Raw genomic sequence first — 13,471 nt, 5'->3', positions numbered from 1 at the left:
GCGCCGGGTGACCGCCGGCGACGCGTCGATCGGCGCGATCGGGGCCTGAACCACGTATGGGCGAGTTGGGCCCCGATCGCGCCGGTACGCGCCAGCCCCCGCGAGCCGAGCCAACCGAGCACGAGGGGCTGGTCGGTGTGGTCGTCGATGTGGCGATCACGAGGCATGATCCGTCGCACGCCCATCCCGCCATCCCCGAGGAGCCAGTCGTGCGCAACGTCCTGCTGATCGTCCACATCGCCGCCATCGCCGTGTGGTTCGGCGGCTCGATCATGAACGGCGTGATCAACGCCAAGATCGCGGGGACCAACGACATGTCGGCCAAGGCCACGCTGGCCCGGTCCGAGGTCAACCTTGGGACGCAGGTCTACATGCCGGTGGCCATCCTCACCCTGCTGACGGGCATCGGCCTCGTCGTGGTCGGCGACTTCCAGTTCGAGTCGATCTGGGTGTCCTTCGGGTTCCTCGCCATCATCGTGTCCGCCGTCCTCGGCCCGGTGAAGTTCAAGCCGCTGAGCGAGCAGATCGCCGCCGGCTACGAGGGTGGCGACGTCGCCGCCGCCGAGGGCGCGAGCAAGCAGATCGCCATGTGGTCCACCGTCAACACCCTCCTGCTGTTCGTCGCCATCGTGCTGATGGTCATCAAGCCCTGAGGTTGAGGAGGGGTGCCCGCGGGCATCCCCTCCGCGTGTCCGACAACCACGCCGCCGACGAGCGCACCGCCGATCAGACCGCCGACGACCACGTCCCTGCCGACGAGGAACGCGAGCTGCTGCTGGAGGCGGTGGCTCGGGCCGCCCTCGGCCACGACGAGCTCCGTCCCGGTCAGGCCGAGGCCGCCAGCGCCGTGGTGGCCGGCCGCGACGTCCTGGCCGTCATGCCGACCGGGTCGGGCAAGTCCGCGATCTACCAGCTGGCCGGGTCGCTGGCCTCCGGCACGGTCATCGTCATCTCGCCGCTGCTGGCCCTGCAACGCGACCAGATCGCCGCGCTCGACGGCCGCATGGGTGGGGCGCGGGCCCTGAACTCCACGCTGACCACGAAGGAACACCGCGAGCTGCTGGACGCCGCCGAGGCGGGCGAGGTCCGGTTCCTGCTCATGGCGCCCGAGCAGCTGGCCAACCCCGACACCCTGTCCCGCCTGGCCGAGATCGGCGTGGCGCTGATGGTCGTCGACGAAGCCCACTGCATCGCCAGCTGGGGGCACGACTTCCGTCCCGAGTACCTGATGCTCGGCGAACGACGCCACGCGCTGGGCGATCCGCCGGTGCTGGCCCTGACCGCCACCGCGTCGCCGCCGGTCCGACGGGAGATCGCGGAGGAGCTGCGCATGGAGGACCCGGTCGTGGTCACCGCCGGGGTCCTGCGGCCCAACATCCGCCTGGAGGTCGTCGACACCGCCGAGCGCGACCGCGCGTTCGACCTCGCGGTCGAGCAGGCCGAGCGGCTGGACGGCACCGGCATCGTCTACGTCCCCACCCGCGCCGGGGCAGCGGACATGGCCGCCCGGATCGACCGTCCGGACCGGCCCGCCGTCGCCTACCACGCGGGCTTGTCCCGGGACGAGCGCGAGGACGTCGAACGCCGGTTCTCCAGTGGAGAACACATGGTCGTCGTCGCCACCACCGCCTTCGGGATGGGTATCGACCGGCCCGATGTGCGGTTCGTCGTGCACCACCAGGCCCCCGACTCCCTCGACAGCTACTACCAGGAGCTCGGTCGTGCCGGCCGCGACGGCGAGCCGGCCGACGCCGTGCTCGTGCGGACCGTGGCCGACGGCAGCGCACGTGCCTTCCAGGGCGGCACGACCGTCGTGGAACGATCGACGTTCGACCGGGTCGTCCGCGGGGTGTCCGCCATCGACCAGCCCGTGGAGGTCGAGGCGATCAGGGACGACCTCGGCCTGCCCCGCACCCACCTGATGATCGTCGTCGAACACCTCTCACGGCTCGACGCGGTCCACGTCGACCACGAGGGCCAGCTGTCGTGGACCGACGGGACCGACCCGGAGGACGCCGTCGAGCGGGCACACGGGCTGCACGAACGCGACCAGAGCCTGTCCCGGTCGGCCCGCCAGATGCTGGCCCAGTACCTCGACACCTCCAGCTGCAGGTGGCGGTTCATCGCCAGCTACTTCGGTGCCGACATCGACGGCGACTGCGGCCGCTGCGACGTGTGCGAGCGGCCCGGGCACGCCGAGGCCCACCCATCCGAGGCCGATCCGGCGCACGGGTTCCGCACGGGGCAGGAGGTGCGCCACCGCTCGTTCGGCGAGGGGATCGTCGAGGGCGTCGACGGCGACCGGCTGACCGTGGTCTTCGACGAGGTCGGCCACCGTTCCCTCTCCGCGAAGGTCCTCGCCGACAACGACCTGCTGGTCGGCCCGGCCGACTAACGCGCCCCCAGGACCTCGCTGATCGGCACCGGTTCGGGTTCGGCCAGCTGCTCGGTCGAGCACGACTCCGGGTCGCGGTCGGGCCGCCAGCGCAGCATCTTCGTCGTCCCGCGGAACCGGCCGGACGTGGCCCAGCTGTAGGAGACCTCCACCACCCGCTCGGGACGCAGCGGGATCCACGAGTGGTCACGGCCGTTGGCGCCGCTCCACCGGTTCGGCGCGCCCGGCATGGACCCGTCGGCGTTGGCCTCCGCGTCCATCCAGGCCGACCACGGGTGGGCCGAGCGGTCCTCCAGGACCAAGTCGGCCACCTCCTCCAGCAGCTCGACCCGCTTCTTGGCGGTGAAGCTCGCGGCGACGCCCACGTGCCACAGCTGCCCCTCCGGCGAGAACAGCCCGAGGATCAACGAGCCGACGCCGTCACCGGACTTGTGGATGCGGTAGCCGGCCACGACGCAGTCGGCGGAACGGACGTGCTTGAGCTTCAGCTGCGTTCGCTTGTCGGGCACGTAGGGGTCGTTGACCGGCTTGAGGATCAGGCCGTCGAGGCCCGCCCCCTCGAACCGCTCGAACCACTGCAGGGCGAGGGTGCGATCGCGGGTTGCCGGGGCGAGGTGCACCGGTGGGGCGAACCCGTCGGCGATCGCCTCCAGCCGGACGCGCCGCTCGGTGAAGGGGGCATCCATCAAGGACGCATCGCCCAGCGCCAGCACGTCGAAGGCGATGAAGTCCGCCGGCGTCCGCTCCGCCAGCATCGTGACCCGGGACTCGGCCGGATGGATGCGTTGGCCGAGCGCGTCGAAGTCCAGCACCCCGTCGATGGCGACGATGACCTCGCCGTCCACGACACAACGGTCGGGCAGGCTGGCCCGGAACGGTTCGAGCAGGTCCGGGAAGTACCGGTTGAGCGACTTGGTGTTGCGCGACCCCATGACGACCTCGTCACCGTCCCGGAAGACGATGCAGCGGAACCCGTCCCACTTGGGTTCGAACGACAGCTCGCCGTCGGGCAGCGTCTTCGACGGCTTGGCCAGCATCGGCTTGAGGGGCGGCATGACGGGAAGGTCCACTGAGGCGAGGCTACCGTCCCGCCGAGCCCTCAGGCCGGCGCTGCAGCCGCCGATCCTCGAAGGGATGACCACCCCCGACCAGCCCGGCCGTACCGAACGCACCGCAACCGGCCGACGGGGACCTGCCCTGGTGATCGGCGCTGCCGTGGCCGCAGCGGTCCTGGCCGTCGGACCGTTGGTCTGGGCGACCGGCCAGTCCCGCACCGCCACCGCCGCCGAGCAGGACGCCCGCTGGGCCGAGCTGGTCGCGACGGTGCATCGCGTCGACCAGGCGGCCCTCCGGGAGCTCAACGCGCTCGTGGCCGAGGGCCTGTCGTCACCGTCCAGTGAGGGCCCCTCGGGGCCGGACGTCGCCGCAGCGGCCGAGGCCCGGGCCGACGCGGTCGTCCGGGCCGAGGCATGGCTGGACAGCGTGCTCGACGATCCGATCGTCGGCCCCACCGCCGACACCGTGGCGGACCTGATCGCCGAGCTGCCCGCCACCCCCGACGAGCACCCCCACCCCGACGAGGTCCTGGACCTCGTCACCGACGCCGAGCTGATCCTCGAGTCGGCCCTCGCCAGCAACGTCGAGCTGCTGGCGCTGGCCGACCTCGTCGTGCACGCGTCCCTGCCCCACCTGGTCGTCAACGACGCGCTGGACGTGGCCTGGTTGACCCCGCACGACCGCGTCGCGGCGACGTGGACCGACGGCTACTTCGACACCTCCGAGGCCTACATCACCAGCGGGGACGGCGGATGGCTCGCCGACGACGCGATGCTGCCCTCCCCGTTCGTCCAGGACGCCAACCTGCGGACCCATCAGCCCGAGCTGTGGACCGGGCTCGTCGCGCTGACCAGCACGGGGGAGGACGTGGCCACGCTGCTGGCGTTCGACGCCTGGGTCCGCGACTGGCCCACTCGCACGGTCCAGGCCTCGCCCGTCGCCCTCGCCGACCTGCGGGACGCCGCCCGAGCGGTGTCGGACCGCGTCGACCCGTTCGTGCAGTCCGCCCTCCAGGACCGCGCTGACGCCTCCCGGGCAGACGCCGTCGCCCTGCGCGACCGACGCGCCGCCGTCGTCGTCGGCGGGGTGCTGCTGGCCGCTGCGCTGGTCGTCGTCGCCGTGCGCATCGGTCGGGTGCAGTGGGGACGCGTCATCGGCTGGCGCCGGGCTGCCCTGGTCGACCAGCTGACCGGGATCGCCAACCGACGGGGCCTGCAGGAACACGCCACGGCGACGGTGGCGCCCGACCGGGATGCCCACGCCCTGCTGCTGTTCGACCTCGACCACTTCAAGGGCATCAACGACCGCTACGGCCATGCGGTGGGCGACGACGCCCTGCAGGCGGTCGCCGCAGCCGCCCGACGTGCTGCCGCGGCGCTGCCCGGCGACGCCATCGCCGCTCGCCTCGGCGGTGACGAGTTCGTCGTCCTCGCCCACGACCTGAGCGACCCGGGCGCGCAGGCCGGCCTCGCCGCACAGCGGCTGATCGACGACGTCCGGCGCCAGCGGATCCCGACCGACGCCGATCCGGTGTCGCTGTCGATCAGCGTCGGCATCGCCACCTGCGTGGGCCCGCTCGACGTGACCGACCTCCTGATGAAGGCCGACATCGCCCTGTACGAGGTGAAGCGGGGCGGCCGCGGTGCCCACCGCGCCTACGTCGCGTCGGCTCAGACTGCCGCTGTGCCTGCCGATCCGGAGCACTGAGGACCAACCCCCCGTCCCACCCGACCGGCACAGCATCCCCATGGACACCCAGCTCAAGGACTACCTCCTGCGCACCGTCCGCATCGGTGTCCTCGTCACCGTTGCGATGGTTGCGCTTTTCGTCATGCTGCCGTGGCTGCCCGGAACCCCGGTGCACGACCGCACGGCCTACCTCGCCGTCGTCGCCGTCACCGCAGCCGGTGCGCTGGTCATCGGCCGGCTGCCGTGGCCGTCGCTCATCGACCGGGGCTGGGGACACCACCTGCTGTACCTGTGGTCGATCGGGGACATCCTCCTGGTCACCGCCCTCCTGGTCCCCACCGGGGGTGCCGACTCCCCGCTGTTCTGGACCTATGCGCTGACGACGGTGTTCTTCGCGGCGTCCTATCCGTTGAGCGGTCAGGGCACCCTGGTCGCCTTCACCGTCACGTGTTACCTGGCGGTGGGGGCGGTCACCGACACGATGCCTGCCGTCGCCGACGTCGCCGAACGGCTGATGCTGCTGGGCCTGATCGCGTGGATGAGCTCGTTCCTGTCCCGCGAACTGCTCGACGCCGCTGCCGGACACGCGGCCGCACGCGATCGTGCCGAACGACACGCCGCGCTGCTGGCACAGGTCGCCGACTCGGCCCGCCACGTCCACGACCTCGACCCCGAACGCGCCAAGCTCGCCGTGCTGACCGCCCTTGGCCAGCTCGGCTTCCACACCGCCGCCCTGGTCGTCCGCGTCGACGACGACAGCTGTCGCGTCGACGCCGCGACCGGACTGACCGACGACGGCGAGCACGACCTCATCCCGATGGCCGTGGGTGTGGTCGGCGAGGTGTTCCGCACGGGTCGGACGATCATGCTCGAGGACTGTCCACTCGACGATCCATCGGTGGCGCCCATCCGTGGGGAGGGCGTCGTGGAGTTCGTGGCGGTGCCCATCCAGGTCGACGAGGTCGTGGTCGCGGTGCTGCTGGGCGGGACCGCTCAGCGCGGGCTGGTCCAGCAGGACCAGGCCGGTGAGTTCGAGCTGCTGGCTGGCTTCGCCGCCCAGGCCCTGGAGAACGCCGACCGCTTCCGGGCCGAGCAGGAGGCCAACGAACGGCTGGCCGAGCTGGACGCGATGAAGACCGACTTCCTGGCGACCGTCTCCCGCGAGCTGCGGACCCCGTTGACGGTGATCGCCGGCGCCGGTCGGATGTTGTCGACGGAGTGGGACGCCATCGACGATCGGACGCGGCAGGAGCTGCTGGTGCAGTCCAACGCCAGCGTCGACCACCTCAGCCGCGTCATCAGGACGATGCTGGACCTGTCGGCCATGCAGGCCGGCCAGCTTCGTCCCGACATCGTCGCCGTCGACCTCGGGCAGCTCGTCTCCTCCGTCCTGGACGGGCTGGACGAGGACCTCGCCCGCCACCAGGTCGTGGTCTCCGGCACGACGGACGTGTTCGTCATGGCCGACCGTGGCCTGCTGGCCCGGGTCCTCGACGACCTGCTTCGCAACGTCGCCGTGTACACCCCAGCCGCGACCCTGCTGGCCGTCACCGCCCGACCCGTGGACGGCGATGTGGAGGTCGAGGTGCTCGATCGCGGTCCGGGCATCCCCCCGGCGGTGCTCGACGGCCTCGGCACCCCGTTCCTCCGCGCAGGTCAGATCAACACCCGTGGCCGAGGCCTCGGGCTGGGCCTGGCGATGGCGAAGGAGACGTTGCGCCTGCACGATCGCGAGCTGGTCATCGCGAGCACCCCCGGGCTGGGCACGCGCTGCCGGCTGACCCTCCCGGCGGCGCTCGCCCAGCCGGTCGCGAGGACGCCTCGTCGGAGCCTCACCGCCTGACCCCGCCGCACCGCCTCCCCACCCAGCGCACGCACGTCCGCTGACGACACGACCGCTCAGCCGACCCCCTGGACCGCCTGCTCGACGGCGTCGGCGACCGCTGCGGCGCCCACGGGTGACGTGGTGATCGTGTAGTGGTTGGTGCCCGGGACCCTGACGATGTCGCGGAGGGCGCTGTCGTCACGGATCTGCTGCACGGCCGTGTCCGGGTACAGCGGATCGGGCCCGTCGGTGAACCCGCGCTCGGCGACCAGCATCCACGTCGGGACGGCCAGCCGGCGCACGGCCTCGAGCACCTCGGTGTCGACCAGCGTGTCGTGGGCGTCGGCGACGACCTGCTCGCGGACCACCCGGCATCGCACCTCGGTGCCGGTACCGGTGGGTGCCGCGTCGTGGGCGGCGTAGGCGTCCAGCAACCAGTCGGGGGTGCCGGCCGACACGCCCGGGTGGTTCGCCCACAGGGCCCGGTAGGCGGCCGCGTCGACGAAGGACCGGTCCAGCCGTGCGAGGGCGGGACCGACGACGGCCGCCAGGACCTCCTCCACCCGGTCCTCCGCGACCGGCTCGTCGGTCAGCGGCGGGCCACCGTCCACCAGGACGACCGCGTGTGTCCGTTCGGGGTGACGAGTGGCGGCGACCGCCACGACGAACCCGCCCATCGAGTGGCCGAGCAGCGTCGCCCGTTCGTGGCCGAGCGCGTCGGCGATGGCCCACACGTCCTCGGCGTGACGACCGATCGAGGCGTCCCCGAGGTCGGCGGAGTCCCCCCTCCCCCGCAGGTCGGGGGCGACCAGCCGGATGCCCCTGCCGCGCAGGGCCTGTCCGATCAGCGCCCACGAGACGGCGTTGGCGGTGATGCCGTGGACGGCCACGACCAGCGCCCCGTCCTCGGCCCCCCAGGACCGACAGGCCAGCGGCCCGCCGGGCACGTCGACCGCCAGCGCGACGCCGAGGTCGTGGGTCACGTGGTGTCCGGCACGTCGTCGGTGGCGCCCAGCCCACGCCTGATGAAGGCGATCATCTCGTCGAACACCTCCGTTGGGATCTCCCGGGCGTCGTTCCACAACACCCAGCGCATGCCGACGATCTCGCCGATGCCCATCAGCATCCAGCCGATCAGCTCGGGGTTGCCACGCAGGATGTCGCCACGGTCCATCGCCTCGTTGAGCCCGTCGACGTACCCGGTGGCGATGCGGTCGTAGTGCAGGTGCAACGCGGCGGGCGAGGCGAACTCGGCCTGGCGGATGATGCGGTACAGGGCGGGATGCCTGGCGGTGAACTCGAAGAAGGCACGGAAGCCCCCCTCCTCCTTCTCCGAACGAGTGGTGCCCGTCGCCGCGCCCTCGCTCATCGCCTGGCGCACCCGGCGGTTCAGGTCCACGACGACCTCGTCGAAGATGGCCTGCTTGGACGGGAAGTACCGGTAGAAGGTCCCCTGCGCGACCCCGGCGGCCTCGGTGATCTTGACGATCGACGCGTCGTGCCACCCCTCCTCGGCGAAGGTCTCGACCGCCGCGTCCATCAGCTTCCGCCGAGTCCGCAGCCCACGGGTGGACAGGGCCTGCCCGTCCACCCCGACCGGCTCGACGTCGCGGTCGATCGGTGTGGTCTGTCCGATGCTCATGGCGGGGTCCCGGGGGCTCGAGTGGTGGGAGCAGCACCGTCGGCGCGGCGCAGGGTGCTGCGCAGCCGGTCGCTGATACCCGCCATCCCTCCGGGGGCGAACAACATCAGCAGCACGAAGAGCGTACCGAGGACGAAGAGCGGTTCGGAGAGCACACCCTCGATCGGATCGGGCAGGCCGTCCAGCACCCCGGACGTACCCAGGGCAGACAACCGGAGGGTCAGCAGGCCGTAGAGCATGCCGCCGATCGCGGCCCCCCAGAGCCGACCGGCACCACCGAGGACGACCATCACCAGCAGCGCGAGGGTGAAGTCTGCGCTGGCCAGCGACGGGTTCGCCCCGCGGACCAGCAGCAGGTACACCCCGCCGCCGAGGGTCGCCAACGACGCACCGATGACGAAGGAGACGAGCTTGAACGGCAGCGGCTTGAGGCCGAGCAGCTCGACGCGGTCCTCGTTCTCACGGATGGCCTCCCACACCCGGCCGGCCCGCGATGCGGTCACCATGCGGGCGATGACGTAGGCCACGACGAGGAACACCAGGGCCAACCAGTAGCGGTTGCGGATGTTGACCACGCCGCGCAGCAGGTCGGGGACGCCGTCGCTGACCAGGGCGAGCCCCTCCTCGCCACCGGAGATCCGCAGCGGGTCGGCGAGCAGCAGGATGGAGAAGACCTCGGCGTAGGCGAGGGTGACCATGGCGAACGCCACCCCACCCACGCGCAGCGCGACCCCGCCCAGCAGGGCGGCGATCACGGCCACCAGCACGACGGTCAGGGGGACGGCCACGGCGTAGGGCAGGCCGGTGGACTCCATCAGCAGGTTCGTGCCGTAGGCCCCGAGGGCGACGAAGAGGGCATGCCCGAACGACAGCAGTCCGGTGAAGCCGAAGACGATGTCGTAGCTGACGGCGATGCCGGCGAAGACCAAGCCGATGGCGAGGACCTGCAGGCTGCCCGGGCTCGATATCTCCCCCGGCAGGACGCCGGGGATCGGGACGCCCACGAACGGCAGCGCCACGAGGACGGCCACCACGACCAGGGCGATCAGGCCACCCCGTGTCGAGGTCGAGCGGCTGGCGGGCAGGGGTGCGGCTGCCGGCGAGGTCGGCTGCACGGCGGTGTCGGCGGTGTCGGCGGTGTCGGTCATCGGGCGGTCCTTCCGAGCAGGCCCTGCGGACGGACCAGCAGCACCAGCGCGAGCAGGGCCACGACGGCGATGTCGCCCACGCCGGTGGCGACGTAGAAGTTGCCCATCTGCTGGGTCAGGGCGACCACGACGGCAGCGATGGCCGTCCCGGTGATCGAGCCGAGTCCGCCGATGACGACGACGATGAAGGCGAAGATCAGCTGGGTGGTGCCGAGCCCCGGGGTGATGCCGTTGAAGTAGACGGCACCGAGCGTCCCGCCGATGGCGGCGAGCATGCCGCCGATGCCGAAGACGAGGGTGAAGGACCGGCCGACGTCGATGCCGAGCGCCTGGACCATCTGGCGGTTCTCCACGCCGGCCCGGATGATCAGGCCGTGCCGGGTCCGGTTGAGGAAGGTCAGGAGGCCGACCAGCACGACGACGGCCACCGCGAAGATCAGCATGCGGCTGTTGGGGATGCGGGCGCCGAGGACGGTCGTGGTGTCGGCGAACCACTCGGGCTGCGCCAACGATCGGGGGTCGTAGCTGTAGAGCCCCCCGAGGAAGGCCACCCCGGCGAAGCCGAGGCCGAGGGTGACGAGGATCTGCACGAGGTGGTCGCCGTAGTTGCGGGCGATCAGCAGCCGCTCGACGACGACGCCGACGAGGTAGCCCACCCCTCCGGCGATGACGAGGGCGAGGAGGAACCGCAGCCCGACGGGTTCGATGACGTCGAGGGCGTCCATGGCCGTCCATGCGGCGTACCCGCCGAGCGCGAAGAAGGCACCGTGGGCCAGGTTGAGGACGTCCATCAGGCCGAAGATCAGGCTGAGGCCGGCAGCGAGGAGGAAGTACAGCCCGGCCAGTCCCAGGCCGGTGGCGACGAGCAGGACGAACGTGCTCACGAGCCGCTCACCCCCAGGTAGCGCTGGGTCAACGCCTCGTCGGCGAACAGGTCGGCCATGGCCCCGTCGTGCACCACGGTCCCGTGGTCCAGCACGACCACGTCGGCTGCCAGCCGGTGGGCCACCCGCAGGTTCTGCTCCACCAGCAGGATGGTCGTCTCGGCCGCGGCGCGTTCGAGGGCCTCGACGACGTCGATGACGACGGCGGGCGCCAGCCCCTTGGAGGGTTCGTCGACCAGCAGCAGCCGGTTGGGGTTCAGCAGGGCGCGGGCGATCGCCAGCATCTGCTGCTGTCCGCCGGACAGCGTCCCGGCCGCCTGTGCGCGGCGGTCGTGGAGGATCGGGAAGACGTCGTGGACGAGGTCGAGGCGGTCGGCGGCCTCGGGCGTGCGGGCGGCCAGCTTGAGGTTCTCCGCGACCGTCAGCTCGCTGAAGACCTCGCGGTCCTCCGGCACGTACCCGATGCCGTCGGCGACGATGCGGTGGGTCGGCTGGCCCAGCAGCTGCTCGCCGTCGACGGTGACCGATCCGGTGCCGGGCAGCAGTCCGAGGATCGCGAGCAGCGTGGTGGTCTTGCCGGCACCGTTGCGGCCGAGCAGGGCGGTCACGCGGTTGGCCGCCACGGTGAAGGACAACCCGTGCAGCACGTGGGCTTCCCCGCGGTGGACGTGCAGGTCGTCGACCTGCAGCGCCGGCCGGGCCGCGCTGTCGCTGCGAGGTGCGACCGCGGGGGTGGGGGCGGGCGTCACAGCTCGGCTCCCAGGTAGGCGTCGCGGACCCGTTCGTCGGCGACGACGACACCGGGCACGTCACAGGCGAGCAGCTCGCCGCGATGCACCACGGCGATGCGGTCGCTGACGTCCAGGACGATCTCCATGCGGTGCTCCACCATGACGACGGTCCGGCCGCGGCCGTGCACCTCGCGGACGACGTCGACCAACGGGCCGACCTCCTCCGCCGAGACGCCCGCGGTGGGTTCGTCCAGCAGCAGCACCTTCGGTTCGGTGCACAGCACGATCGCGATCTCCAGCTTCCTCTTGTCGCCATGGGGCAGGTCGGTGACCGGCTGGTCGGCACGGTCACCGAGCCCGACCTCGGTGATGCGGTCAAGCGCCGTGGTCGTGGCCAGGTCGTTGCGCTTGGGGCGGCGGACCAGGTCGAGGCTGCCGCCGAGCGCGGCCTGGGCGGCCAGGCGGGCGTTCTCCAGCACCGTCAGCCCCGGGAAGAGGCTGGAGGTCTGGAAGGTGCGTCCGATGCCACGGCGGGTCCGGTCGGCCGGCCGCAGCCCGGTGATGTCCTCACCGTGCATCGTGATCCTGCCGTCGGATGCCGTGTGGACACCCGACAGCAGGTTGATCAGGCTGGACTTGCCGGCCCCGTTGGGGCCGATGACGGACAGGAACTCGCCGTCGTGGATGTCCAGGTCGATGCCGCGGATGATCTCGAACCCGCCGACCCGCCAACGAAGGCCCTCGGTGGAGAGGACCGACGTCGACCGGGCCGGCACGGACTCGATGGTCATTCGCTCTCGGGCGGGGCGACCGCCTCGGGGTCGAGGGTGTCCAGCAGGGTGGCGGTGTCGCCGTCGAGGCTGGCGGTGAACATCGGCTGCAGCATCGCGTGGTCGCTGGCCCGGATGGTCTGGGTGCCCTTGGGGGCGTCGAACTCCCAACCCTCCAGCGCCGCGATCATGCTGGCGGTGTCGTCGGGCGATCCCTCGGTCAGGGCCTGCACGATCATCTGGGCGGCCACGAACCCGTCGGGGGTGAACAGGTCGGCCTCGGGCACGGCCTCGACCAGGGCGGCGTTGGCCTCGGTGTCGGGGGCCTCGGCGAAGTAGTGGGACAGGAACTCCACGCCGGCGGCGTAGACCGGCCACACGGCGCGGTCGGCCAGGCCGGTGGCGACCGTGACGGCTTCGGGCACGCCCTGCTGCTCGAGCGCCTGCCACATCGCCGGAGCGGTGTCACCGGCCCAGGCCACGAAGAGGAGGTCGGGGTCGGCGTCGATCACCTGCTGGGCGAACGGCGTGAACTCGCTGGTGTTCAGCGGGACGAGCAGCGAGTCGACGCTGCCGACGGTGTCACCGAGGACGGCCTCGACCGCGGCGACGTTGCCGGCACCGAACTCGGAGTCCTGGGCGAAGACCAGCACGCTGCCGCCATCGACGTCGTCGAGCAGGCTGGCGGCGGTGGCGACGTCCTGGAAGCTCTGGCGGCCGGACCGGAAGGTGTGGCTGTTGAGCCCGGTGATGGCGTCGGATGCCGCGGGCCCGGAGATGTAGAGGACGTCGTTCTCCTCGGCGAACGGACCGATCTGGGTGGCCACGCCGGAGGACACGGTGCCGGCGAGGATGGTGACGCCCTGCCCGACGAGGTCGGTGGCCGCGGTGATCGCCTGCTCGGCGTCGCCGCCGTCGTCGACGATCTCCAGCTCGATCGGACGGCCGTTGACGGCGCGGGTGCCGTCGGTGGCGTAGTCCATGCCGGCCTCGAGGCCCGCGAGGTACTGCTCGCCGAAGCCGCCGAGCAGTCCGCTGGTTGAGGTGACGATGCCGACGACGATCGGCTCGCCGTCCGCGGCAGGTTCGTCCGCGGCGTCGTCCGCGTCCTCGTCCTCCGTGGCCTCGTCGGTGTCGTCGGTGGCCTCGTCGGCCGGGTCGTCGGTGGGTTCGTCCGCGGCGTCGTCGGCCGTGTCGTCCACCGCCGCGTCGTCGGTGGCGGTGTCGTCGGTCGTGCTGGCGTCGTCGGTACCGCTGCACGCAACGGTGAACAGCAGCAGGAATGCAGCAAGCAGGGAGAGCAGGCTCGAACGCCTCATGGTGGCTCCTGG

At 71.7% G+C, this 13,471-nt stretch carries 12 protein-coding genes; 4 read left to right on the top strand and 8 right to left on the bottom strand.

Annotated features, from left to right (window positions below):
• Positions 1–56: 56 nt before the first annotated feature.
• Together DVS28_RS00760 and DVS28_RS00755 are read left to right on the top strand one after the other, a co-directional pair.
• Entirely contained in the window at positions 57–653 is a 597-nt protein-coding gene (locus DVS28_RS00760; protein WP_114589751.1) for a DUF2269 family protein, read from the top strand.
• Positions 654–688: 35 nt separating this feature from the next.
• Positions 689–2,395 carry a RecQ family ATP-dependent DNA helicase gene (locus tag DVS28_RS00755; RefSeq protein WP_164709746.1) on the top strand — a complete coding sequence of 569 codons (1,707 nt, stop codon included), beginning with the start codon at positions 689–691 and terminating at the stop codon, positions 2,393–2,395.
• On the opposite strand, the gene DVS28_RS00750 is transcribed toward DVS28_RS00755, so the two are convergent.
• Complete coding sequence (locus DVS28_RS00750; RefSeq protein WP_114589749.1) at positions 2,392–3,465, bottom strand: ATP-dependent DNA ligase; 1,074 nt, start codon at positions 3,463–3,465, stop codon at positions 2,392–2,394. The genes DVS28_RS00755 and DVS28_RS00750 overlap by 4 nt on opposite strands.
• Before the next feature lie 64 nt (positions 3,466–3,529).
• On the opposite strand from DVS28_RS00750, the gene DVS28_RS00740 reads away from it, so the two are divergent.
• Complete coding sequence (locus tag DVS28_RS00740; RefSeq protein WP_164709745.1) at positions 3,530–5,158, top strand: GGDEF domain-containing protein; 1,629 nt, start codon at positions 3,530–3,532, stop codon at positions 5,156–5,158.
• A 40-nt stretch (positions 5,159–5,198) separates the two neighbouring features.
• Positions 5,199–6,983, top strand: coding sequence for a sensor histidine kinase (locus tag DVS28_RS00735; protein ID WP_114589746.1), 1,785 nt, complete (start codon positions 5,199–5,201; stop codon positions 6,981–6,983).
• A 56-nt stretch (positions 6,984–7,039) separates the two neighbouring features.
• On the opposite strand, the gene DVS28_RS00730 is transcribed toward DVS28_RS00735, so the two are convergent.
• Genes DVS28_RS00730 through DVS28_RS00700 form a run of 7 tightly spaced genes read right to left on the bottom strand, consistent with a single transcriptional unit; the run spans position 7,040 to position 13,459 of the window.
• A complete protein-coding gene (locus DVS28_RS00730; protein ID WP_164709744.1) occupies positions 7,040–7,948 on the bottom strand; it encodes an alpha/beta hydrolase in 909 nt (302 codons plus the stop codon).
• Complete coding sequence (locus DVS28_RS00725) at positions 7,945–8,607, bottom strand: TetR/AcrR family transcriptional regulator (protein ID WP_114589745.1); 663 nt, start codon at positions 8,605–8,607, stop codon at positions 7,945–7,947. The genes DVS28_RS00730 and DVS28_RS00725 overlap by 4 nt, the downstream gene beginning before the upstream one ends.
• Entirely contained in the window at positions 8,604–9,755 is a 1,152-nt protein-coding gene (locus tag DVS28_RS00720) for a branched-chain amino acid ABC transporter permease (RefSeq protein WP_114589744.1), read from the bottom strand. Before DVS28_RS00720 ends, DVS28_RS00725 begins: the two co-directional genes overlap by 4 nt.
• Complete coding sequence (locus DVS28_RS00715; protein WP_114589743.1) at positions 9,752–10,639, bottom strand: branched-chain amino acid ABC transporter permease; 888 nt, start codon at positions 10,637–10,639, stop codon at positions 9,752–9,754. Before DVS28_RS00715 ends, DVS28_RS00720 begins: the two co-directional genes overlap by 4 nt.
• Positions 10,636–11,388 (bottom strand): ABC transporter ATP-binding protein, encoded by a 753-nt coding sequence (locus DVS28_RS00710; RefSeq protein ID WP_114589742.1) that lies wholly within the window; start codon positions 11,386–11,388, stop codon positions 10,636–10,638. The genes DVS28_RS00715 and DVS28_RS00710 overlap by 4 nt, the downstream gene beginning before the upstream one ends.
• Positions 11,385–12,161: an ABC transporter ATP-binding protein gene (locus tag DVS28_RS00705; protein WP_114589741.1), complete on the bottom strand. Its 777-nt coding sequence runs from the start codon at positions 12,159–12,161 to the stop codon at positions 11,385–11,387. Before DVS28_RS00705 ends, DVS28_RS00710 begins: the two co-directional genes overlap by 4 nt.
• Positions 12,158–13,459, bottom strand: a complete 1,302-nt coding sequence (locus tag DVS28_RS00700; RefSeq protein WP_114589740.1) for a substrate-binding domain-containing protein — start codon at positions 13,457–13,459, stop codon at positions 12,158–12,160. The genes DVS28_RS00705 and DVS28_RS00700 overlap by 4 nt, the downstream gene beginning before the upstream one ends.
• Positions 13,460–13,471: the final 12 nt, after the last annotated feature.

Source organism: Euzebya pacifica (assembly GCF_003344865.1).
Classification (GTDB): domain Bacteria; phylum Actinomycetota; class Nitriliruptoria; order Euzebyales; family Euzebyaceae; genus Euzebya; species Euzebya pacifica.
The sequence above is the reverse complement of the archived record's forward strand: the minus strand, read 5'-3'. Positions and strand labels throughout refer to the sequence as shown.